Annotated in this window: 23 protein-coding genes and 1 pseudogene; 5 read left to right on the forward strand and 19 right to left on the reverse strand. The window is 39.3% G+C overall.

What is annotated here, in order from left to right:
* Nucleotides 1-30: 30 nt before the first annotated feature.
* Nucleotides 31-942, forward strand: a complete 912-nt coding sequence (locus ACLHDF_RS06340; protein ID WP_413918080.1) for an alpha/beta hydrolase — start codon at nt 31-33, stop codon at nt 940-942.
* On the opposite strand, the gene ACLHDF_RS06345 is transcribed toward ACLHDF_RS06340, so the two are convergent.
* Entirely contained in the window at nt 939-1,277 is a 339-nt protein-coding gene (locus ACLHDF_RS06345; protein ID WP_413918081.1) for an iron-sulfur cluster biosynthesis family protein, read from the reverse strand. The genes ACLHDF_RS06340 and ACLHDF_RS06345 overlap by 4 nt on opposite strands.
* 130 nt (nt 1,278-1,407) lie before the next feature.
* Between ACLHDF_RS06345 and ACLHDF_RS06350 the strand changes: the two genes are divergently transcribed.
* On the forward strand, nt 1,408-1,623 hold the full coding sequence (locus ACLHDF_RS06350; protein ID WP_413918082.1) for a CDGSH iron-sulfur domain-containing protein: 216 nt from the start codon (nt 1,408-1,410) through the stop codon (nt 1,621-1,623).
* A gap of 74 nt (nt 1,624-1,697) precedes the next feature.
* Here the strand turns inward: ACLHDF_RS06350 and ACLHDF_RS06355 are convergent, their stop codons facing one another.
* Nucleotides 1,698-2,492, reverse strand: coding sequence for an SDR family NAD(P)-dependent oxidoreductase (locus tag ACLHDF_RS06355; protein WP_413918083.1), 795 nt, complete (start codon nt 2,490-2,492; stop codon nt 1,698-1,700).
* A gap of 23 nt (nt 2,493-2,515) precedes the next feature.
* Nucleotides 2,516-3,472, reverse strand: a complete 957-nt coding sequence (locus tag ACLHDF_RS06360; protein ID WP_413918084.1) for an MBL fold metallo-hydrolase — start codon at nt 3,470-3,472, stop codon at nt 2,516-2,518.
* A gap of 268 nt (nt 3,473-3,740) precedes the next feature.
* Here ACLHDF_RS06360 and proI point away from each other — a divergent pair, with 268 nt between their 5' ends.
* Nucleotides 3,741-4,589 (forward strand): pyrroline-5-carboxylate reductase ProI, encoded by an 849-nt coding sequence (proI, locus tag ACLHDF_RS06365; protein ID WP_413918085.1) that lies wholly within the window; start codon nt 3,741-3,743, stop codon nt 4,587-4,589.
* Between the two features lie 137 nt (nt 4,590-4,726).
* Nucleotides 4,727-5,742: pseudogene (gene namA, locus ACLHDF_RS06370) on the forward strand (NADPH dehydrogenase NamA).
* A 28-nt stretch (nt 5,743-5,770) separates the two neighbouring features.
* Here the strand turns inward: namA and rnz are convergent.
* From rnz to mce, 12 genes are all read right to left on the reverse strand, one after another.
* Nucleotides 5,771-6,700, reverse strand: coding sequence for a ribonuclease Z (gene rnz, locus ACLHDF_RS06375; RefSeq protein WP_413918086.1), 930 nt, complete (start codon nt 6,698-6,700; stop codon nt 5,771-5,773).
* 68 nt (nt 6,701-6,768) lie between these two features.
* The gene (locus ACLHDF_RS06380; RefSeq protein ID WP_413918087.1) at nt 6,769-8,127 is read right to left on the reverse strand and encodes an aspartate aminotransferase family protein; all 1,359 of its coding nucleotides are present in this window, start codon (nt 8,125-8,127) and stop codon (nt 6,769-6,771) included.
* Between the two features lie 92 nt (nt 8,128-8,219).
* Nucleotides 8,220-9,689, reverse strand: a complete 1,470-nt coding sequence (locus ACLHDF_RS06385) for a CoA-acylating methylmalonate-semialdehyde dehydrogenase (RefSeq protein WP_394512798.1) — start codon at nt 9,687-9,689, stop codon at nt 8,220-8,222.
* 207 nt (nt 9,690-9,896) lie between these two features.
* Nucleotides 9,897-11,528: a PucR family transcriptional regulator gene (locus tag ACLHDF_RS06390; RefSeq protein WP_413918088.1), complete on the reverse strand. Its 1,632-nt coding sequence runs from the start codon at nt 11,526-11,528 to the stop codon at nt 9,897-9,899.
* Nucleotides 11,529-11,667: 139 nt separating this feature from the next.
* Nucleotides 11,668-11,859, reverse strand: coding sequence for a hypothetical protein (locus tag ACLHDF_RS06395; protein WP_413918089.1), 192 nt, complete (start codon nt 11,857-11,859; stop codon nt 11,668-11,670).
* 274 nt (nt 11,860-12,133) lie between these two features.
* Nucleotides 12,134-12,346 (reverse strand): hypothetical protein, encoded by a 213-nt coding sequence (locus tag ACLHDF_RS06400; RefSeq protein ID WP_028410682.1) that lies wholly within the window; start codon nt 12,344-12,346, stop codon nt 12,134-12,136.
* Between the two features lie 33 nt (nt 12,347-12,379).
* Nucleotides 12,380-13,798 carry a dihydropyrimidinase gene (gene hydA / locus ACLHDF_RS06405; protein ID WP_413918090.1) on the reverse strand — a complete coding sequence of 473 codons (1,419 nt, stop codon included), beginning with the start codon at nt 13,796-13,798 and terminating at the stop codon, nt 12,380-12,382.
* 19 nt (nt 13,799-13,817) lie between these two features.
* Complete coding sequence (gene preA, locus ACLHDF_RS06410) at nt 13,818-15,098, reverse strand: NAD-dependent dihydropyrimidine dehydrogenase subunit PreA (RefSeq protein WP_028411570.1); 1,281 nt, start codon at nt 15,096-15,098, stop codon at nt 13,818-13,820.
* A gap of 20 nt (nt 15,099-15,118) precedes the next feature.
* Nucleotides 15,119-16,480 carry an NAD(P)-dependent oxidoreductase gene (locus ACLHDF_RS06415; protein ID WP_413918091.1) on the reverse strand — a complete coding sequence of 454 codons (1,362 nt, stop codon included), beginning with the start codon at nt 16,478-16,480 and terminating at the stop codon, nt 15,119-15,121.
* A gap of 225 nt (nt 16,481-16,705) precedes the next feature.
* The gene (locus tag ACLHDF_RS06420) at nt 16,706-17,824 is read right to left on the reverse strand and encodes a tripeptidase T (protein ID WP_413918092.1); all 1,119 of its coding nucleotides are present in this window, start codon (nt 17,822-17,824) and stop codon (nt 16,706-16,708) included.
* 25 nt (nt 17,825-17,849) lie between these two features.
* Entirely contained in the window at nt 17,850-19,400 is a 1,551-nt protein-coding gene (locus tag ACLHDF_RS06425; RefSeq protein WP_413918093.1) for an acyl-CoA carboxylase subunit beta, read from the reverse strand.
* Nucleotides 19,393-19,818, reverse strand: a complete 426-nt coding sequence (gene mce / locus ACLHDF_RS06430) for a methylmalonyl-CoA epimerase (RefSeq protein WP_413918094.1) — start codon at nt 19,816-19,818, stop codon at nt 19,393-19,395. The genes ACLHDF_RS06425 and mce overlap by 8 nt, the downstream gene beginning before the upstream one ends.
* A 148-nt stretch (nt 19,819-19,966) precedes the next feature.
* Between mce and prli42 the strand changes: the two genes are divergently transcribed.
* Entirely contained in the window at nt 19,967-20,062 is a 96-nt protein-coding gene (prli42, locus tag ACLHDF_RS06435) for a stressosome-associated protein Prli42 (RefSeq protein WP_149917156.1), read from the forward strand.
* Nucleotides 20,063-20,137: 75 nt separating this feature from the next.
* On the opposite strand, the gene ACLHDF_RS06440 is transcribed toward prli42, so the two are convergent.
* The 4 genes from ACLHDF_RS06440 to ACLHDF_RS06455 all read right to left on the reverse strand — a co-directional run bounded on the left by ACLHDF_RS06440 (nt 20,138) and on the right by ACLHDF_RS06455 (nt 23,245).
* A complete protein-coding gene (locus tag ACLHDF_RS06440; RefSeq protein ID WP_413918095.1) occupies nt 20,138-20,662 on the reverse strand; it encodes a L,D-transpeptidase in 525 nt (174 codons plus the stop codon).
* A 98-nt stretch (nt 20,663-20,760) separates the two neighbouring features.
* A complete protein-coding gene (locus ACLHDF_RS06445) occupies nt 20,761-21,711 on the reverse strand; it encodes an aromatic acid exporter family protein (protein ID WP_413918096.1) in 951 nt (316 codons plus the stop codon).
* A gap of 159 nt (nt 21,712-21,870) precedes the next feature.
* Nucleotides 21,871-22,593 (reverse strand): amino acid ABC transporter ATP-binding protein, encoded by a 723-nt coding sequence (locus tag ACLHDF_RS06450; RefSeq protein ID WP_413918097.1) that lies wholly within the window; start codon nt 22,591-22,593, stop codon nt 21,871-21,873.
* Nucleotides 22,586-23,245: an amino acid ABC transporter permease gene (locus ACLHDF_RS06455; RefSeq protein ID WP_013059114.1), complete on the reverse strand. Its 660-nt coding sequence runs from the start codon at nt 23,243-23,245 to the stop codon at nt 22,586-22,588. Before ACLHDF_RS06455 ends, ACLHDF_RS06450 begins: the two co-directional genes overlap by 8 nt.
* Nucleotides 23,246-23,249 lie beyond the last annotated feature (4 nt).

Genomic DNA, 23,249 nt, shown 5'->3' on the forward strand with positions numbered 1-23,249 from the left:
TAGCTATATTAACAAAAGGAGCCGCTAATCATGAAAAAATGGCTATTATTAATAGGAAGTATTCTCGGAGCATTTGCCGCTCTTGGCGTCTTTTTTACAAATCAAATGATGTACATCCGTAAAAAGACCGACAAAGTCATTATTGACCGCGATACAGAAGATGGCTTTTATGATGAGAAAGTCTATAACGCTCTTCCTAAAGAAGCATTTGTACTCCCTTCTTCTCTAGGCTATAACATCGCTGGAACCGTTATCAAACAATACGATAACAACCGATTTATGATTCTTTCACACGGAGTTACAGTTCATTCACTGAACTCTATGAAATATGCTCGGCTTTTTCTGAAGCTTGGATGGAACGTCGTTCTTTATGATCATCGCCGTCACGGCAAGTCTGAAGGGAAAACAACGAGCTACGGCTATTATGAAAAACTGGACCTTCAATCCATTGTTCACTGGGTAAAAGAACAATTTGGTTCAACTATTTCCCTTGGTATTCACGGTGAGTCTATGGGAGCTGCGACCACTCTTCTGTATGCTGGAATGGAAGATGGAGCGGATTTTTATATTGTCGATTGCCCTTTTTCTGACTTGGAAGAACTTCTTGCCTATCGTTTAAAACAAGATTTCCACCTACCCAAACAGCTTGTGATGCCGGCAGCTAATATTATTTTAAAATGGCGAGAAGGCTATTCATTTAAAGATGTATCACCCATTTCAGTCGTAGACCAAATCAAACATCCTGTTCTGTTTATTCATAGTAAAGAAGATGACTATATTCTTCCTAAAATGACGGAGCAGCTGCATGCTAAAAAAATGGGAGCAAAGCGGCTGTATTTGGCACCTGTAGGCACTCATGCCCGCTCATATGCTGATAATCCAGTGGAATATGAACAAGTTATTGAAGCATTTTTAGAAAAAATACAAAAAGAAGCGCTTTAAAGCGCTTCTTTTGTTTTATCGATAAATGACATGCGCGGATTTAAAATTTGAGAAGGACATTTTAGCATAAACGTATATGCACTTTCATTGTAATCAATCGTCATATTATCATCTAAAAATACTTGCTTTGTTTTTTCGACGAGAACAGGAACAAAATTTGTCTCAATGGTTATATCATCGCTCTCTTTTTCATCAACAATCCATAGCGTCGTTACACCGCTCACGACACAGCCGCATCCATCCGTATCGTATTTTAATTTTAAATACGGCGAAGAATCTTTTCCGTACTTTTCTTGTACTTTTGCTATCGCTTTATCAGTAAAGGTAATATTCATTTTCCTTTAACTCCTTTTAAACTAATAGTATAAACAAACGAAAATTGCTTATATAATGAGTATAATACACATCTCGCTTTCGTTAAACTCCGGCGCTTCATATAGATGTGTATAAAAAGGAGGTTATTCTATGGCAAAAGTACAAATTAAAGTAATGGATAATGGCTCTTTTCGTGTAACGGGAGACGTTGAATTAATTGATGCAGACGGCAACAAATTTGAAACAAAGCCGACATTTTCACTATGCCGATGTGGCATGTCGCAAAAGATGCCCTTTTGCGACGGAAATCATAAAGGAAAGTTCGACTCTTGTGTGCGCGCTGCAAAAATTTTAGACGAGCAGTAGATTTTATAGAAATTCAGCCTTACTGAAAGAAAGCATTACCGAAAAACATTGGTAACCTGTGGTTAAAGCACAGGTTATTTTCTATTAAACGCATCTCCTGCCAACTTTTCTACGAGCCCTGGAGCAAGCTGATACACCTTCGAACCTATGTTCATCCACTTAGGCAAGTTGACTTCTCGCTTTGGTTTTCCAATAATATTGACCGTTTTTTCAGCTACATATTGAGGTGTTAACATAAACTTTTCTACACTTTTTTCATAGTTTCCTGATTGATCTGCTATTGAAAAGAAATTGGTTTGAATAGGACCTGGATTCACTGCCGTTACATAGATATCTGTTTTCGCTAATTCCATTCGCAAGCTGTTAGTAAACCCTAGCACAGCATGTTTAGAAGCTGAATAGCCACTGGACTTAGGCGTTGCCAGCTTGCCTGCTTGAGAAGCGATATTAATAATATGTCCTTTGTTTTCTTTTAGCATATAAGCTAAAATTTCTTGTGTACATGCAATTAATCCAATAACATTGACTTGAAACATGGATGCAATTGTCGAAATAGATGCTTCTTTCACTTCTTCAAACACACCAAAACCCGCATTATTAATCAGCACATCAACAAGCTTAATTTCACTCATCATTTTCTGAACAACTCTTTTGACTTCCTCTACATTCGCTACGTCAGCTTTATATATGTGAGAGGTAATACCATACTTTTGATTGATTTGCTCAGCTACTCGCTGCAACTTTTCTTCTGTACGTGCAAGTAAAACGGGGACACCCCCTCTTTTGGCTACTTCATAAGCTAAATGTTCTCCAAGACCTCCTGAAGCGCCTGTAATTACAACATGTTGGTTCTTTAACGAGGATTTCAAATATAACACACCTTTTTTATAAGTTAAGAGCACACAGAATAAATAAGGGTACTTCCTTTTTCATGTGTACTGATTTTATTTGCATCTTCCAAAAAATCAAGCTGGCCAATTGTTTCAGAAAGAGTTAGTCCTAGTTCTTTTTCATAAATAGTAGGAAATAGCTGTTTGCAAATATCAAACGCTGTTTGAGGGCGTTCTTGGATCATACTAAGCACTTTATCCGCTCGGTCGCTCTGCTTTTGTAGCCTCTCTTGTACAAGTTCACGAACATGTAATACTTCATCTCCATGCCCTGTATAGATACAGTTTATCTCTAAGTCAAGCAGCCTCCTTAATGAATGGTTATATTGAAGAAGCGTTTTAGGCCGCTCACTGCTTGGCTTCATAGGAGGTTCAATAAGCGGATTGGATGAAATATGCTTTAACAGCAAATCTCCTCCAATCATAACCGATGTTTTTTCATTGTATAATGCAATATGGCTTTGAGCATGCCCCGGCACTTCGAGCACTTTCCAACTCTCTAGACCTGGAATGTAATCTCCTTCCTGAACAGAGGTTGTGAGAGAACGGTGACAAGAATACTTCATTGATGCTTTTAAACGTTTTAAATACGGGCGAAACCTTTCATCTACGCCGGCTTTTATAAAGTGCTCTTCAAAAAAAGCATCGTACCACTCAAAAAAATCTGGATTTTTAGAAATCCAAGGCTGATTTTTCTCATGTCCGACTATAGCGATATCTTTATCAAAAAAATCAAGCATTCCTACGTGATCAGGATGGTGATGGGTTAGGACAACTTGCTTAATATCATCTGGTTTTAATCCTATGTCGTTAAGCTTTTCTTTAAATACAGACCACGCTGCCTCTGTTTTAATACCGGCATCGACTAGCGTAACGGTCTGACCTTTTATAACAAAAACATTCACATCTCCTACCGCAAAAGGAGTAGGCAGCACAATTTTATATAATTGCTCATTCATCTGTATTTTTGCTCCTTTACCATCGCATTTTCTTTTAAGTTTACACGATTTTTCCCGTTATTTATACAATTGCGTTCGTTTTCTGAAAATTACATTGACATCCCTCTCTTTTTCATTGCATAATGACAGAAATGTAGTGAAGTTTTATTCATATCTTTAGATAACTATGCATTTTATAAAGAAGAGATACACAAACACAAACCTTTAACAGATACTGAAATCTCAGTATCTGTTTTCATTGGATAGCAAATGACTGGAGGAACTTTTAATGAAAACGGATCTAAACATCGCCTTTATCGGAGCAGGATCAATGGCTGAAGCCATGATTTCAGGGCTGCTGTCGGATAACAAGCTTCGCCCTAATCAAATCACCGTAACGAATCACAGCAACGATAAAAGACTTCACGAACTTCGAAATGCCTATGGAATTAACATTACGCGTAATCATGCCTTGTTAATTGAAAAAAGCGATATTGTCGTCCTTGCTATTAAACCAAAAGACGTAGCGGAAAGCATTGATACGATTAAGTCCTATATCCGTCCGTACCACCTTGTTCTCTCTGTTTTAGCAGGTGTATCGACTGCCACAATTGTGACCTTGTTTGACCAAGAAGTCGCGGTTGTAAGAGCTATGCCAAACACATCCGCCTCTATTGGATTATCGGCTACAGCCATTGCACCCGGCAAGTTTGCTACCGCAGAGCATATGAATATTACTACTGCATTATTTGAAACAATTGGTACGGTTACAAGTGTAGAAGAAGAGCAGCTTCATGCTGTAACAGGACTGTCCGGAAGCGGCCCAGCTTATGTTTATTATCTAGTAGAAGCAATGGAAAAAGCAGCTGAAAAACAAGGATTGGATACGTCCGTGTCAAATGAACTAATTCTTCAAACTCTTATCGGTGCTGCCGAAATGTTAAAACAATCACCTAAAACGCCAGCTGTTCTTCGAAAAGAAGTGATGAGTCCTGGCGGTACAACAGAAGCTGGAATCGAACAGCTTATTTCTCATAACTTCCAAGAAGCGATGATGCAGTGTATTGAACAAGCTACCATTCGCTCTAAATATTTAGGAGATACGATTGACGAAAAAATCGCGAGTAAACGTTCGTAAAGGTTAACCTCTTTCAAAGAAAAGAAAGAGGTTTTTTTATGACCAAAAATGGTTAAGCAGGTTATGTGAAAGAAAATTCAGTGCGGTGATATAATAACTTTTGTTTAGAGTATCGAAATAATTGGAGGTTAAACCGAATGACAACAAAACTATTTTCACCTTATACAGTGAAAGATGTAACATTAAAAAACCGAATTGTAATGTCACCAATGTGCATGTATTCATGCGAAAAAGAAGACGGAGTAGTAACCGACTTTCATATGGTTCATTACACAACTCGTGCAGTTGGACAAGTAGGTCTCATTATGGTTGAAGCCTCAGCTGTCGTGCCACAAGGGCGTATCTCAGCTCAAGACTTAGGAATTTGGAATGATGAGCAAAGAGATGGATTAAAGAAACTTGTAACACAGCTAAAAGAAAACGGTGCAAAAACGGCTATTCAACTTGCACACGCAGGACGTAAAGCAACTGTTGAAGGCGATATTTATGCTCCTTCTGCTATTGCTTTTGATGATAAAAGCAAAACGCCGGTCGAAATGGCCACAGAACAAATTCATGAAACATTGCTGCCTTTAAAGAAAGCGCTCAACGCTCAAAAGAAGCTGGGTTTGATATTATCGAACTTCACGCAGCACACGGTTATTTAATACATCAATTCCTATCACCGCTAAGCAATAAGCGCAGCGACGAATACGGCGGCAACGCAGAAAATCGCTATCGTTTCTTAAAGGAAATTATTGAAGCTGTGAAAACAGATTGGGACGGCCCTTTATTTGTCCGCGTTTCTGCTTCTGACTACACAGAAGGCGGATTAACAGTAGATGATTACGTTGTATTTGCAAAATGGATGAAAGAACAAGGCGTCGACTTAGTTGATGTTAGTTCCGGTGCTCTTGTACACGCTCCAATCAACGTATACCCTGGCTATCAAGTGCCGTTTGCAGATAAAATTAAACAGCAAGCGAATATTGATACAGGCGCAGTTGGGTTAATTACATCCGGACGACAAGCAGAAGAGATTCTGCAAAGCGAACGCGCTGATTTAATTTTTGTTGCGCGCGAACTTCTACGCGATCCGTACTTCCCGCGCACAGCGGCAAAAGAACTAAATGAAACAATTTCAGCACCCGTTCAATACGAACGCGGATGGTAAAAAAAGACGAGGATCTCCTCGTCTTTTTTTATGAAATCGTAAACCTTTTCAAGTCTTCTGCTATATCGGTATTCGGGAAAATTTCTTTTGCTCCTTCTGCTAACCGGCTGACTGCATCTCCTTGGTAACGCGAGCTAATATGGGATAAAATAAGACGCTGAGCGGATGCTGTTTTAGCGATTTCAGCGGCTTCTTTTGCAGTAGAATGGAAATAGTTGTAAGCCAAATCTTCATCTCCCGCTGCAAAAGTAGCTTCGTGAATTAACACATTCGCATGCATAGCAAGCTGGACACTTTGCGTACACCTTCTTGTATCTCCTAAAATCGTGATGACCTTACCTTTTTTAGGTTCTCCTACAAACTCTTTTCCGTTAATAAGGCGCCCATCTTTTAATACCACTTCTTTTCCTTCTTTTAACTCCTGATAATGAGGCCCTGGGGGAATACTCATTTCTTTTAAACGCTGAACGTCCAGTGATCCTGGCAAATCCTTTTCGACAATTCGGTATCCATAAGATAAAATGCCATGTTCAAGTTTGCCAAACTCCACTGAAAAAGTTTCATCTTCAAAAATCGTTCCACTTTCATTTTCCTCTTCTATTTCAACAATCTCTAAAGGATATTGCAGGTGTGTTTGACTTACAGCCAGCGTGACTTCAATAAATTCTTTAATTCCTTTTGGCCCGTATACAGTAAGCAGTGATTCTCCTCCTTGAAACGAACGGCTTCCAAGAAGTCCAGGTAATCCATAAATATGATCACCGTGAAGGTGTGTAATAAAAATTTTCTCAATTCGCCTCGGTTTAACGGTTGTATGTAAAATTTGATGCTGTGTTGCTTCTCCGCAATCAAAAAGCCATACTGCCCCTCTTTCTTGCAAAAGTTCAAGCGCAAGGGATGAAACATTCCTCTGTTTTGCCGGTACTCCTGCACCCGTTCCTAAAAATAACAATTCCATTTTCTACTTCCTCCTTCACACGCACAAAAAGCCTGTAAGTATATTATACAGGCTTTTTGCAAACTTACCTATTTGATGCTGTCAAGCGCATACGTAATAGTAGCTAACAGCAGCTCAATATCACTTTCCTCAATATTCAACGGCGGTGAAAGCGTAAGAACATTATTATAGCCCGCTACCGTGGCTCCATTTTTCCCAATAATGACTCCTTTGCTTTTGCATTTAGCAATCACTTCATTTACAAGATTAACGTCTAACGGTTCCTTTGTTTGCTTATCAGCTACAAGTTCAATTCCAATTAAAAGCCCTTTGCCTCTTACGTCTCCAACGTATGGGTGACTATCAATAAGCAGCTTCAATTCACTTAACACGTAAGCTCCGAGCTGTTTAGAACGACCAAAAAGATTTTCTCTCTCCATAATTTCTAAATTCTTTAACGCCAATGCACACGCTGCTGGACTCCCGCCAAATGTATTAACATGGCGAAAATAATCGTACTGATCGCTATCTTTGAACGCTTCATAAATTTCTTTTTTAACAGCGGTTGCAGAAAGCGGAAGGTATGCGCTTGTGATCCCTTTTGCCATGGTAATGATATCTGGTTTTACATCGTAATTCATAAAACCAAAAGCTTCTCCTGTACGTCCAAAGCCACAAATAACTTCATCTACAATCAAAAGTGCACCGTGTTTTTCACACGTTTCTTTTACGCCTTTCATATAATTTTGAGGCGGTAAAAGAATTCCTCCTCCTGTAATAATTGGCTCCATAATCACAGCGGCAATGGTTTCGCTTAGCTCCCACGTCATAACATTGTCAATATCTTTTACAGATTGAAGCTCTTCTTTTGGCGCATGGTAGTCATCTTGCCCTCGGTACGAATCAGGCGGCGCAACGTGAATAAAGCCAGGAGCAAGCGGTTCATATTTATATTTACGCTGAGCTTGGCCAGTTGCTGCTAGCGCGCCCATTGAATTTCCGTGATACCCTCGGTAACGCGAAATAAACTTGTAGCGAGAATGCTCTCCTTTTTGCTGATGGTACTGACGCACAATTTTAAAAGCCGTTTCATTTGCTTCAGATCCGCTATTTGAAAAGAAGATAACATAGTCATCACCTAGCATTTCATTTAGCTTTTCTGCTAGTTTGATAGCAGGTACGTGAGATTGCGTGAGCGGAAAATAAGCCAATTCTTTTAGCTGCTCATAAGCTGCAACCGCTAATTCATCCCGTCCATATCCGGTATTTACACACCAAAGCCCTGCCATTGCATCTAAGTAGCGATTTCCTTGTTCATCAGTAACCCAAGCACCTTTTGCTTTTGTCGCTACCACCGTTGCATCCGGGCTATATGGTTTCATTCCATGCCATACATACTGATCATCTTTTGCACGCAAATCTTTTTCATTTTGACTGACCTGTACCATCTTATCCACTCCCAAATCGCTAGCGCGTATTTTTTTCTGTATGAAAAGACTTCGACAAGATGCCGAAGTCACTTGCTATATTCATCTATATGTTAAAAATCAAAGCGTGATGTAACCATCTTTTTACGTGTAAAAAAGTTCAAACCGTCTTTGCCGTTTACATGCAAATCTCCGTAAAAAGAGTCTTTCCATCCTGAGAATGGGAAGAATGCCATTGTGGCAGGTACTCCTACGTTAATGCCAAGCATACCAGCATCGGCTTCTTCTCTAAATTGACGCACTGCTTTAGCATCTTTTGTATAAATCGTTGCTCCATTTCCGAAACGAGATTTTTCCATATACCGAAGTGCTTCGTCTAACGTGTCAGCGCGAAGCAAGCTAAGTACAGGTGCAAAAATCTCTTCTTTAGCAATGGTCATATCAGGAGTAACGCGGTCAAAAATCGTTGCTCCTAAGAAATTACCTTCTGCATGTTCATCCATTTCTTTGCGTCCGTCACGAATGAGTTCCGCTCCTTCTTTCATGCCGAGTTCAATATAATCCAGCACTTTATCACGGTGCTCTTTTCGAATCACAGGTGTTAGAAGCACTTCATCATCAAAACCGCTTCCCATAATTAATTCATCTGCTTTTTGTTTTAGTTTTGAAACGAATTCATCGCCTTTTTCACCTACCACGACAACGGCGCTGCACGCCATGCATCGCTGACCAGCACTTCCATAAGCCGAGCTGATAATATGTGATACCGCTTTATCCATATCGCAGTCTGGCATCACAACATGATGATTTTTAGCGCCGGATAAAGCTTGAACTCGTTTTCCTTGAGCAGCAGCTTGTTCATAAACATATTTTGCTACCGGCTGCGACCCGACGAATGAAATCGCTTTAACTTTTTCATGTTCAATTAATCCGTTAACGACGTCATGCGCACCGTGCACAATATTTAACAATCCATCTGGTGCTCCTGCTTCTGTAAAAAGTTCAGCAAGTCGCGTTGCTAAAAGCGGCGTTCGCTCAGACGGTTTTAACACAAAGGTATTTCCACATACAATTGCAAGAGGGAACATCCAAAGCGGTACCATCATCGGAAAATTAAAAGGTGTGATGCCGCCGACGACACCAAGTGGAAAGCGGAACATTTCAGAATCAATTTCTTCCGCTATGTTATTTAATGATTCACCCATTAATAAAGTAGGAGCACCTGCGGCAAACTCCACGCATTCAATACCTCGCTGTACTTCACCGTAAGCTTCTTTAAAAGCCTTACCGTTTTCTTGTACAACTAATTTAGCTAACTCTTCATGATGCTTAACTAGTAAATGCTGAAACGCAAACATTAATCTTGCTCGTTTTGGAGCAGGAACGTTACGCCACGTTTCAAATGTTTTTTGCGCTGTTTCCACCGCATTAGCTACATCTTCTTTTGTAGAAAGCGGTACTTTTGCAATGACTTCTCCAGTCGATGGATTAATCACCTCTCCAAATTCTTTCCCTGCCGTATCCACCCATTTTCCGCCCACGTAATTTTTTAACACCTGCGTATCATTATTCACAACTGACATATCGCTTGGCCTCCTCGAAAAATAAGAAATGACAAATCTACCTTTATTATTGAATAAATAAATGGCAGTTGCATTAGACAAAATGTGAAACAACTCTAGATTCTCGTTTCACATTTTGCGCAGTGAACTCGTAGAAAGCTTGAACTAAAATGTACATATAGTAAAATCAGCTTCAACGTAAAAAAACAGCTGTTTCCAGCTGCTTACTTATCCGTTTATAAATTCCGTGCGAGACTTTTTCATCATAAACAAATATTCATATGCCATAATCATAAACTCAATCGCCAGTCGTTTTTCCGGCTCCATAAAATCTGCACCCAACAGCTTTTCTAATTTTTCAATGCGGTGATACAGCGTTTGTCGGACAATATATAAACGCTTAGCCGTCTCTTGTTTAGATCCATTGCATGCTAAATAAATTTTTAATGTTTCCATGAGCTTTGCATTATATGTCTCATCATATGTAATAACGGGCTGCAAATATTCAAATACCACTTCCTGTAAGTCTTCGTGCTGGTGTAAAAGAGAAATAATTCGGTACATATGCAAATCATCATAAAAATGAATAATTGTTTGTTTTTGCAGCATTTCTTGAATGGAAATTGTCTCTTTAGCTGTTTCATAGCTTTTATGCATACAGTCAAGCTGTTCACAATATTGACCAATTCCGATAAAGCTAATGGCGTTCCGCTTTGAGTTTTCATCTGATTCGTATTGATTCATCCAGCGATGAAGGCTATTTTCTAATCTCTCTCTCCATGTACTAACCATTCGTTTGTTTAAGAGAATAAATAATACTTCGCGATTTCGCTCGGAGACTAATAAGTGAAAGCCTTCTTGTTCAAAGATGCTTCGCAAGATAAGCTTAAAATACGTTCGATCAAACTTTTCCCGTCTTTGCCACTTACAGCAAACAACGACACCCCCGCGAATAGGAGAGTCTGAACACACTTCGTGCATAGAATCTTTTATTTGTTCAAGAGTTAACTCTCCGTTCATCCATTTCGTCATCCATTCGGTTTCATCCACTCTTTTTTTCTCTTCGACATACAGGTCCTTCAAAAAATGCTGAGCAAGTGCTGTGGCCGTTCTGTCAACGGTGAGCACTTCAAGTTCTGTTAACGCTTCATTTATAGAAGCAACATACAGCTGAGCATAATCTTGTCCTAATAAATGAATAGGCTGCTCAATAAAATGCGGGCTCTCATTTTCACCGCTTATATAATGAAGTAGAAGCTGCTGTTTTAGCAAGTCCATCTCGGGAGCAAAGGTAAGTAATTCATTTGAAACTTTAAGGCCGACAAGAAGCCCTGTAGATTCATATAAACACTGTAAAATGACGGAAGGGTCATTAACTGTTAACAGCAGCTGATTTAGCCTATGAGAATACTGTTCTAAATCGGAAATCATTTGATAATGCTGATTAATTAAAAGCGAGTGGACATCTTGCGTAATTTCAACGAACGGAACTTCCTCATGAAATAAAATAATCGGAAAATCACATTCGTTCGCTTTATCAATCACAATTTGCGGAATCTTAGAAGTATAAGTGCCAAGTTCAATACACAGTCCTGATGCCTTACAAGAAATTAATTGCTGAAGAAATGATAAACAAGATTGAGGATCTTCTCCCCAACCTACCCCTGTTGATAAAATGAGCTCGTTTCCTTTTAGCAGCTCGTTGATGCGCGTTACTTCCATCACGTGTACCCATTTCACAAAATTAGTAAGCCCTTTCTCTCCAGCTATTACTTCACAGTTTACAAAATGTTTCCTTGTTAAAATCTCTGTTACTGTTAAATATGATTTCAAGTCAACACCGCCCCCAGCGAATTTCACATCATGTCTCCTGGATCATTAACGCGGATTTCGCATATGTGTAGAACAAAAGCTATATCTCCTTACATTATATTAAATATTTAGAAGAAATAAAATATTTAATGAAAGAAACGAAAAAAGCTGTAACGATGATGAATCGTTACAGCTCCTGAGCCGTTTGCTGTAATTTATTAAAAAAACCGTGGCGTTTAACCGCTTGTTCTTTGATTCGGTGAATTTCTTTTTTATAAAAACGCAAATCTTGTAGTGACACTGCATTTAACATTTCCATTTTTAATTTATCAATAATTTTTGTTTCTTCCTGTGTCATACACTGTGTAGCTTGATCCATTCGTGTCACACCCTTTTTGTATTTAGTAGATTTATTTTGAAAACGTTCTACTATAATATTTACTACAATTTACTAGATAACTAAACCTTTTTTCTTTCGATGTAAACGAAATGTAACAACTGTAATACAGTGAATGGATAATATTTAGTTATTTTGCTTCACATCTAAAACAAAAAAACAGAGAAACAGATCACTTTTGTCAACGAATGCGGCAAAAGAGTTCTAGGTACTAGCAAACAAAGAAAAACCATGTCTTTTTAGACATGGTTCGTTTCTATACTTGCTGAATCAGCACGGATGAAAAATATTTTCTAGCATCTGCCGTTAATATATGAAGCGTTTCTTGTTCGGTTTGGTTATTTTCGTTACGTTCGAACGTAACGAATGCCCCGCTTAGATTCTCAGTTACGGCCGTTATTTTAAATCCCTTTTGCAGCAAAAAATCAATCTTTTCTCGCTCTGCCATATATTCATGGTAACTTGACATTTCCCTGCCCCCGATCTATTTCTTCACCTGTTTTTATAACATTAATTTTTCAGCTTCGTTAGCTGTGTTTAACTCATTAAACTTTGCTCTTTTTGTATACTGTCCGTAGCCTTTTTGACCAACAAACTGCTTATCTTTTACAACAAATTCTCCGCGGCAAAGTACTGAAACCGGCTCACCTGTGACTTTCATTCCTTCAAACGCGCTATAGTCGACTGCCATATGATGAGTTTTGGCTGAAATCGTACGTTCAATAGAAGGGTCAAATATAAGCAGATCCGCATCTGCACCAACCGCTATCGTTCCTTTTTTCGGATACAGTCCGAACAGCTTAGCAATTTTCGTTGATGTTATATCCACAAACTGATTTATATTAATTCTTTTTTTCACCACTCCTTCTGAAAATAAAATGCTCATGCGATCTTCGATAATAGGTCCTCCGTTTGGAATCTTCGTAAAATCGCCTTTTCCTAGATCTTTTTGGCCGTTAAAATCGAACGAGCACTGATCTGATCCAATCGTTTGCAAGTCTCCGTTACGTAAAGCATTCCACAAAACATCTTGGTTCCACTTTTCACGTAAAGGCGGCGACCATACATATTTCGCTCCTTCAAAATTCGGTTTTTCTAAATAGGTTTGGTCTAGCGTTAAATACTGCGGACACGTTTCCCCCCAGATATTTACACCTTTTTCCCTTGCTTCAGCAATCTTTTTAACCGCTTCAGCGCACGATACGTGAACAACATAGAGCTGTGAGTCGGCCAGCTCCGTTAGCACTGCGGCTCTTCCCGTAGCTTCTCCTTCTATTTCTGGAGGACGAGTCAGTGCATGATAGATAGGATCGGTTTGCCCCTGCTCTAGTGCTTTTGCCGTTAAATACTCAATAACATCTCCATTTTCAGCATGTACCATCACAAGCGCCCCTAGTTTTTTAGCTTGCATTAGCGTTTGATATAAGGTAGCATCATCTGCTTGAAAAACATTTTTATAGGCCATGAATACTTTAAAAGAAGTAATTCCTTCTTTTTCAATAATCGTAGGAAGTTCATTTAATACATCTTCTGTAATTTCTCCAATCATTAGATGAAAGCTATAATCGATAGCTGCTTTTCCTCTTGATTTTTCATGCCATGTCCTGATTGCTTTTTGCAGCGGCTCGCCTTTATTGGTTAAGCAAAAATCGATAACAGTTGTCGTACCTCCAAAAGCTGCTGCTCTTGTACCTGTTTCAAAGTCATCTTTTGTAACAGTGCCTCCAAACGGCATATCTAAATGAGTATGAGGATCGATACCTCCTGGGAATACATAGTTTCCTTTTGCATCAATCACTTCGCATCCCTGTTCTTCAAAAGCCGAGCCAATTGCCGAAATAACTCCATTTTCAATTAAAATATCAGCTTTATACGTATCTGTTGCTGTAACTACGACACCATTTTTAACTATTTTCTTCATTTCTTCATCCCCTTTGTATTTATACGTCTAATCGCTGCGCAGCCGTCGCTTGTAAAGCAGCTTGGCGTTCATTCCACGTCATTGGAGGCTGTTCATTTGGTAATTCAACCATAGATATCGCCCCGTCCACAGGACATACAATCGAACATAGATTACAGCCTACACAATCTTCTTCTCGTACTTTTAAATAAGGTTTTCCTGAAGGATCTTTCAGCATATCAATACATTGGTGAGAAGTATCTTCACAAGAAATATGGCACTTATTGCAGTTAATACACGTATCCGGGTCAATGCGAGCCACTACTTTATAATTGAGATCCAAGTTGCCCCAGTCAGAATACTTTGAAACAGCTTTTCCTACAATATCACTTACTTTTTCGATTCCTCTTTCATCCAAATAATAGTTAAGACCTTGAATCATATCCTCTACAATGCGGAATCCGTGATGCATAGCAGCTGTACATACTTGCACACCTGTAGCACCCATGAGCATAAATTCAACGGCTTCTTGCCAGTTCGAAACGCCTCCCATACCTGATATTGGAACATTAATGAACGGGCTTCTTGCACATTCAGCAACCATGTTTAAGGCAATCGGCTTAACAGCAGGGCCGCAATAACCTCCGTGGGCGCCTTTTCCTGCTACGTGTGGAATCGTATTCCATGAATGAATGTCTACTCCTGCTAAACTATTAATGGTGTTAATCATACTAACAGCGTCAGCACCGCCTCGAACCGCTGCTTCTGCTGTAACGGTGATATCTGTGATATTTGGCGTTAATTTAACAATGACCGGCGTCTGGGCAACTTCTTTAGCCCAATACGTTTGTTTTTCAACTAAATCAGGAACTTGCCCAGAGGCAGCACCCATTCCTCGTTCTGCCATTCCATGCGGACAGCCAAAGTTCAGCTCTAATCCATCTACTCCTACGTCTTCTACTTTTTTGACAATCTCATGCCATTTTTCTTGCTGAGGTTCTACCATAAGAGAGGCAATAATTGCGTGATTAGGAAACTTCTTTTTTGTTTCATAGATTTCCTTCAAATTGACTTCAAGCGGACGATCGGTGATTAACTCAATATTATTAAAGCCGGCTACGCGCTGACCGTTGAAGCCAACGGCAGCAAATCGAGAGGAAACATTTAAAATTGGATCACCAAGCGTTTTCCAAACTGCGCCTCCCCATCCTGCTTCAAATGCACGCTGCACTTGATAACCTGAATTGGTTGGCGGTGCGGATGCCAGCCAAAACGGATTTGGTGATTGAATACCTGCTAAATTTGTTGTTAAATCTGCCATAGATTTCTCCTCCTCCTGATTTAAGCTGTTTCCATTGTTTCTTTTGTTAGCTGCATATGAATATTTAACGCTGTTTGTTTTCCTTGCTGAGCAGCTGTCACCACCATTGCTTCTCCTTGCCCTTTACCAAAAATGACGTCTCCGCAAGCAAATACTTTTGGATTTGATGTTTGGAACGTCTCTTGATTAATTAAGACAACTCCGTCTTCATGGTGCAGCTGGAATTGTTGAATCAAGGATAGGTATCGTTCTTGACCAATTGCTTTTACGACAGCATCAACTGGGATCGTAAACGTTGAACCTTCAACAGGAACAGGCTTTCTGCGACCATCTGCATCTGGATCTGTTAACGTCATTTTTACGCATTCAATCCCGCTCACCTTACCATTTTCATCTCCAATAATTCGTATAGGAGCCGTTAACCAACGAAATTCAACACCATCTTGTTTCGCAAATTCAAATTCAAAATCATAAGCCGTCATTTCTTCTCGTGTACGACGATATAAAATTTGAACATTTTCAGCCCCCAAGCGCACTGAACACGTAGCACCATCAATCGCAGTATTTCCTGCACCAATGACCGCAACACGTTTACCCACAAATTCTGTTGATAACGCTTCTGACTTCGTTTTTTTCACGAAATCAATCGCATCATATACACCGTCTAGCTCTTCACCTTCAACATGTAGAGAAGGCACCTTACTCATACCAATAGCTAATACAACCGCATCATATGACTGCAGTAATTCGCTTGGAAGAATATCTTCTCCGATTCTTACATTCGTTTTAATTTTCACATCTAAGCTTTTTACTTGTTCAACTTCCCAGAATGAAATCGCTTGAGGAAGACGAAACGACACGATTCCATATGTATTTAACCCTCCTGCTTGTTTTTCTGCTTCAAAAATGGTTACATCGTATCCAAATCGCGCCAGTTCTCTTGCTGCAGAAAGACCAGCCGGACCTCCGCCCACAACCGCTACTTTTTTGCCGTTTTCTTTTCCTTTCTCAAATAGCACCTGTTCATTTTGAATAGCCCAATCCGTTGCATAGCGCTGCAAATCTCCAATCATAATTGGTTTTGTTGAATGGTTAAGCACGCACGCTCCCTCACACAGTTCATCGGTTGGACAGACTCTCGAACAGCTTGCTCCTACGGGATTAGAAGACATAATCGTTTCGGCAGACCCTTTTAAATTGCCCGATGCAATTTTTTTAATAAACGTCGGGATGTCAATTCCTGTAGGGCATGCCTGAATACAGGGTGCATCATAACAGTACAAACATCGATTAGATTCTTCGATTGCTTCTCTATTGGACAACCCTTTTTCTACTTCATTAAAGTTTTGAATGATAGACTGCAAACTTTCCGGTGATCGCATTGCATCAACCTCCCAAGGATACTTGTTGACAAAACCCAAACTGAAAGCGCTTACATATTTTTTATATACGTTATTTTCAACTTCTACTTTGGTAAAATGTATTACTACCTTTATTGTACAAAACGACCATCTTTTCTTCATTATACATTGTGTTAAAAGATTTAGACTATTTACTATTCACTATGTAAAAAGCCTTGCTTTTATATAAAAGCAAGGCTTCAACTATTATTTTGCTACTTCTTTAATAATCGACACTACTAGTTCAGATGTCTTTACTAGTTCTTCTACGGGAATCTTTTCATTTGTTGTATGAATGTCTTCATAACCAACTGCTAAATTGACTGTTGGGATATCAAAGCCTGCAATTACGTTTGCATCGCTTCCGCCTCCGCTTTGAAGCAAGCGTGAAGGACGATTAATATTAGCTACCGCTTTTTTAGCAACTTCGACAACATGATCTCCATCGCCAAATTTAAAGCCTGGATACATTACTTTAATATCAACTTCTGCACGTCCGCCCATTTCTTGTGCCGCTGTTTCAAATGCTTCTTTCATTTTCGCTACTTGTGCTTCCATTTTTTCTGGAATTAATGAACGAGCTTCTGCTAAAATATCAACGCGGTCACACACGATATTCGTTTGCGTTCCGCCTTCAAAACGACCGATATTCGCTGTAGTCTCTTCATCAATACGTCCAAGCGGCATTTTAGAAATGGCTCTTGAGGCAATCGTAATAGCAGAAACGCCTCGTTCAGGAGCTACACCTGCATGAGCTGTTTTTCCATAAATCGTTGCATTTACTTTTGCCTGTGTCGGAGCAGCAACAATAATGTCTCCAACTTTACCATCACTATCTAAAGCATAGCCGAATTTTGCCGTTACAAGATTAGAATCAAGGGCTTTAGCACCCACTAAGCCGGATTCTTCTCCTACTGTAATAATAAATTCAATTTTTCCGTGCGCAATTTTTTCTTCTTTTAGTACCGTGATTGCTTCTAGCATTGCTGCTAATCCTGCTTTATCATCCGCACCAAGAATCGTTGTGCCGTCACTTTTAATATAGCCATCTTCGATAGATGGTTTAATACCGTTTCCGGGTACGACTGTATCCATATGAGAAGTAAAGTAAATTGTATCTACTCCTTCTTTTGTAGCTGGCAGTGTGCAGATTAAGTTGTTGGCTCCGTGGCCTGTTTTTTCTTTAGCATCATCTTCTACTACTTCGACACCTAATGCAGTAAATTTTTCTTTTAGTACAACAGCAATCTTTTCTTCATGTTTTGTTTCTGAATCTACTTGTACTAATTCAATAAATAAATCAACTATTCGTTGTTCATTAATCATAATATGTAATCCCTCCAAAAATAACCTACAATGGTATGTTACCATGTTTCTTTGCTGGACGCTCTTCCTTTTTATTGTGCAACATTTCAAGCGCTTGTATTAATTTTATTCGTGTTTCCCGAGGATCAATAACATCATCCACCATTCCAGCACTTGCCGCTACGTAAGGATTAGCAAATTTTTCGCGATACTGTTCAATTTTTTCGTGTCTTGTTTCATCTGGGTTTTCGCTACCTCGAATGTCGTTTGCAAAGATAATATTTGCAGCACCTTGAGGACCCATAACAGCAATTTCTGCATTCGGCCATGAATACACAAGGTCGGCTCCAATTGATTTACTATTTAAAGCTACGTATGCACCTCCGTAAGCCTTTCGCAAGATTACCGTGATTTTCGGAACGGTAGCTTCGGAGTATGCATATAAAATTTTAGCACCATGACGTATAATTCCGCCATGTTCCTGCTTGATACCTGGGAAAAAACCTGTAACATCTTCAAATGTAATAAGTGGGATATTAAATGAATCGCAAAATCGAATAAACCTTGCTGCTTTATCTGAGGAGTTAATATCTAAACTGCCTGCCATTACTTTAGGCTGGTTACACACAAGTCCGACAACTTTTCCATCTATGCGGGCAAAACCAATGACAATATTTCTAGCGAAGTCTTTTTGCACTTCAAAAAACGAGTGCTCGTCCACTACTTGGTGAATGACTTGACGCACATCGTAAGGACGCACGGCGTCAAACGGGACAACATCTAATAAGTCCGGACGATAATGATCGCACTCTGCCTTTGAGGCTATAGGAGGCTGCTCTTGGCTAGACTGCGGAAGATAGCTTAAGAGCGTTCGTACTTGTTCTAGCACCTCTTGTTCTGTTGAACCCCTAAAATGGGCATTGCCGCTAATTTCGTTATGAACAGCTGCTCCTCCAAGATTTTCAGAGGAAATGCTTTCTCCCGTTACGGTTTCAATTACTTTTGGTCCAGTAATGAACATTTGACTTGTTTCCTCTACCATAAAAACAAAGTCCGTAATCGCTGGTGAGTACACGGCTCCGCCTGCACAAGGACCCATGATAACAGATATTTGAGGCATAACACCAGAATAAATGGCATTTCGATAAAAAATATGACCGTATCCATCAAGAGACATGACGCCTTCTTGAATACGAGCTCCGCCTGAATCATTTAACCCAATAAACGGCACGCCTGTTTTAGCCGCTAAATCCATTACGTGCGCTATTTTTTTAGCATGCATTTCACCTAAAGCGCCTCCGAATACTGTAAAATCTTGTGAAAACAAGTAGACTGAGCGACCGTTTACCTTGCCGTAACCTGTTACTACCCCGTCCCCTGGACCTACTTGACTATTCATACTAAAATCAGCACACCGATGTTCAATGAATGGATTTAACTCGACAAATGTATGTTCGTCTAAAAGAATTTCAATTCGTTCACGTGCCGTTAGTTTCCCTTTATGGTGCTGTTTTTCAATTTTTTCGTCTCCTCCGCCTAACTCGATTTCCCGTCGTTTATCGTACAGTTCATTTAATTTATCATAAATGTCAACCATGTTTCTTCTCCTCCTCTAGTGTTTTTTCACAGAGCTCATAAAGAACACCGTTTGCTGACTTTGGATGCAAAAACGCAATAGAAGCTCCTCCTGCGCCTTTTCGCGGAACATCGTCGATCATTTGTACACCCTTTTCCTTTAACTCTGTAATTCTCTCTTCAATCGTTCGCACGCCTAAAGCAACATGGTGAAGACCCTCACCCCTCTTTTGGATAAACGTACCGACTGCACTATCCTCAAAAAGCGGCTCTAATAATTCAATTTTTATGTTGCCGCACTGAATAAAAGCAACCTTTACTCCTTGTTCTTCTACCTCTTCCACCTTTAATAGAGACAGCCCTAATACCTTTTCATAAAAAGGCAGGATGTCTTCAATTGATTTTACGGCTATTCCTATGTGATCAATTCCTTTTATCATTTTCTCACCTCTTAAAAAAGCGTTTTCATTTACACATATTCTTGAAAGCAAAAGAAATCTCCTGCTCGCTTACCTGCAGAAAGTTGCTTGTCTAAGCAGCAAATGACATGTAAAATAAGAAAAAAACGTGTAGGAGGATATTGGTTGTATGTCGAATAAGAAAATCCAAAAGACCATTGTGTTTTTAATGCTTCTTGTCATGTTAATATCTACGCTTTTAGCGGGACTTGCCATGTGGTTTTAATCGGGACTGATGACTAAAAAACATAGATGCATTGCTGTTTCATTGTACGGTGTGATAATAAAAAAAGACTGGTGACTAGTCACCAGTCTTTTGCTGTATATTCAGAATGCCTTTTTGAGCAGCTAACTCTTCGAAAGATTGATCTGTAGATACAATCCATACTTTTGTTCCTAATGGCACTTGATCATATAAATGGCTTACTTCACGATTTTCTACACGAATACAGCCATTCGATACATATTTACCGATAGAATCCGGCTGATTTGTGCCGTGAATGCCATAAATACGTCCGTCAGTCTCTCTTGCATCAAACCCAATCCACCTTACACCTAGGGGATTTTGAGGAGCGCCTCCTTCAATGTTACTTTTTCGATAATAAGGATTAACAGCTTTTACTGTTACCGTAAACTCTCCTTCTGGCGTCAGATTAACTGTTTTTCCTGTTGCTACTTTGATAATTTGTTTAATTTCTTTATTTTGAATATAAGCAAGCTCATTGCTTTGTTTGTTGATAATAATATAAGGATCATTTGGCAACGGATTTTCTCCTAATGGCCAAACCGGAGATAGTAATAAAAGGATAAAAGCAAACACGTGCACGTAATCCACCACCTTACGTTAGTCCTAAGTAAAAGAAAAAAGATGTTTCTCTTTGCTCTTTTAGTGTTCGTAAGCAAGATGAACAACATGCATGCTGTTTAACTTATTTTTAAGGTTTGTTTAATAACTAAATACTGTTCAATTTCTTTGACTACGTGTAATAAATCGGCACGCGCTTCAAACTCTTCCCGCGTATTCGGAAGCGGCATCTCTGCAAATGCTTCTCGTAAATGCTGAAGTTTGGCTAAAAATAACTTAGCCGTATTACCCGGGTGGATAGATAGACTTAACTCTTCAATGAAATCCGCAATCATGTAGCGCTGTTCCACCACCAAATCAATAGCGGTAATGAGAGGAAGCGTACGTTCAATAATTTCAAGCTGTTTTTCACGAATTTTAAAATAGCGGTAATAATAATTTTCCCCACGCACAAAATGATTTTCTACATCGCGAAACGCAAGGCTTTTTGCTTTCTCTAAAATTTTGACCGTATTCGCAATTTCCTTACCGTCCCAACTGCTGTCATTCGTTCTGAGGTACAGGGCAATTTCTTTTAACATCGAACGGAAATTTTCTTCAATTTCTCGCTGATACGTACGAAGCTCTTGATCTAAACTTGGCATGTATAAATTCACAAGCAGCGCAACACCTATTCCAATTACAATCAAGCCAAGTTCATTAAAGACGATTCCCCATGTCATATTGCCTTTGGAGTAAATATGAAGCAAAATAACGGAACTTGTAACAATCCCTGCGTTGACTTTAAATATAACCGTCACCGGAATAAATAAAAGCAGCATCAGTCCTATCACAAGTGGATGATAAGTAATCCCTTCAAAGAATATAAATGAAAACAAAATGGATAAAGAACAAGCAATAAAACGATCGCTTGCACTTCGCAATGATTTTTTCTTTGAATTTTGAATGCATAAAATAGTGATAATTCCAGCTGACACAAAAAATTCGAGGTGAAAGAACTGAGCTATAATAATAGCTAGTGATGTACCGACAGCTGTTTTAATTGTCCGGTACCCAATTTTAAATTTCATTTTCTAGACTCCTACATGTTAGTTTCTTTTTAGTGTGATAAAATACTCTATTCCTTATTAACACGAATAAAAAAATAACACAACCTTAAATCTGACTATATCTTATAAACGTCAATAAAAAAAGTGCAGAAAAGATCATACTCTCCCTGCACTTTTTCATTATAAAATCTTTTCTAAGAAATCTTTAGCACGCTTGCTTTTAGGCGCTGAGAAAAATTCAGCCGGAGGCGCATCTTCAACAAGTACACCGCCGTCTAAGAATAGCACACGATCCGCTACTTCTCGTGCAAATCCCATTTCATGCGTTACAATGACCATCGTCATTCCTGTTTCTGTCAACGACTTCATTACGTCTAGTACTTCTTTTACCATCTCTGGATCCAAAGCTGATGTTGGCTCATCAAACAGCATCACTTCCGGCTCCATTGCCAATGCTCTCGCAATAGCTACACGCTGCTTTTGACCACCTGATAAGCGGCTTGGAAACTCGTTTGCTTTTTGAGCAAGTCCCACTTTTTGAAGTAATTCTTTTCCTTTAGCAACAGCTTTTTCTCTCGACACGCCTTTTACCGTCATCGGAGCATACGTTAAATTTTCAAGCACGGTCATATGTGGAAACAAGTGAAAATGCTGAAATACCATTCCTACGTTCTCGCGCACGCGCATAATGTTTGTTTTTTTATCTGTAATCACTTGACCGTTAATGGAAACTAATCCGCTCGTTGGTTCTTCAAGCAGGTTCATACAGCGTAAAAAAGTAGATTTACCAGAACCAGAAGGACCAATAACAGCAACGACTTCTTTTTCCTTAATTTTAGTTGAAATACCTTTTAAAACTTCATTTTTACCGAATGATTTGTGTAAATTTTCAACGTTAATCACCTTTTCTCATTCTCCTCTCGACTGCTTTACCAAGGAGCGTTAAGCCCATTACCATTACATAATAAATCAATCCTGCAAAAATCAACGGTTCAAGGTAGGCAAATTTTTCTCCACCTACAATGTAAGCACGGCGCATAATGTCTAGTGCTCCAATAACTGTGACAATAGCTGATTCTTTTGTTAATGTAATGAACTCATTCATTAAAGCAGGTAAAATATTTTTTAGTGCCTGTGGCAAAATAATTTGTCCCATCATGCGGCGATAAGGAATTCCTAACGCTAATGCTGCTTCACGCTGTCCTTTATCGACAGCTAAAATACCAGCACGAATAATTTCAGATATATATGCTGCGGAGTTTAGCCCGAACGCAGCAACGGCCGCTGGAAACGGGGCAATATCAAACCCGAGCAGCTGAGGTAATCCAAAGTATATTAATAATAATTGCAGTACAAGCGGTGTTCCGCGAAATACGGAAGTATATGCATCCGCAAACCATTGAAGAGGTTTATTGCGGCTGATTTTACATAAAGATAAAATAACTCCCAGCACAAACCCTAAAATTGCTGAAGCTAGGACTATCTGTATCGTTACCCCTATCCCTTTTAAAATATAAGGCATAGAAGGCACGATTTGCGAAAAATCCAAATTCATGCCT

The organism is Priestia megaterium (assembly GCF_046599315.1).
GTDB lineage: Bacteria > Bacillota > Bacilli > Bacillales > Bacillaceae_H > Priestia > Priestia megaterium_F.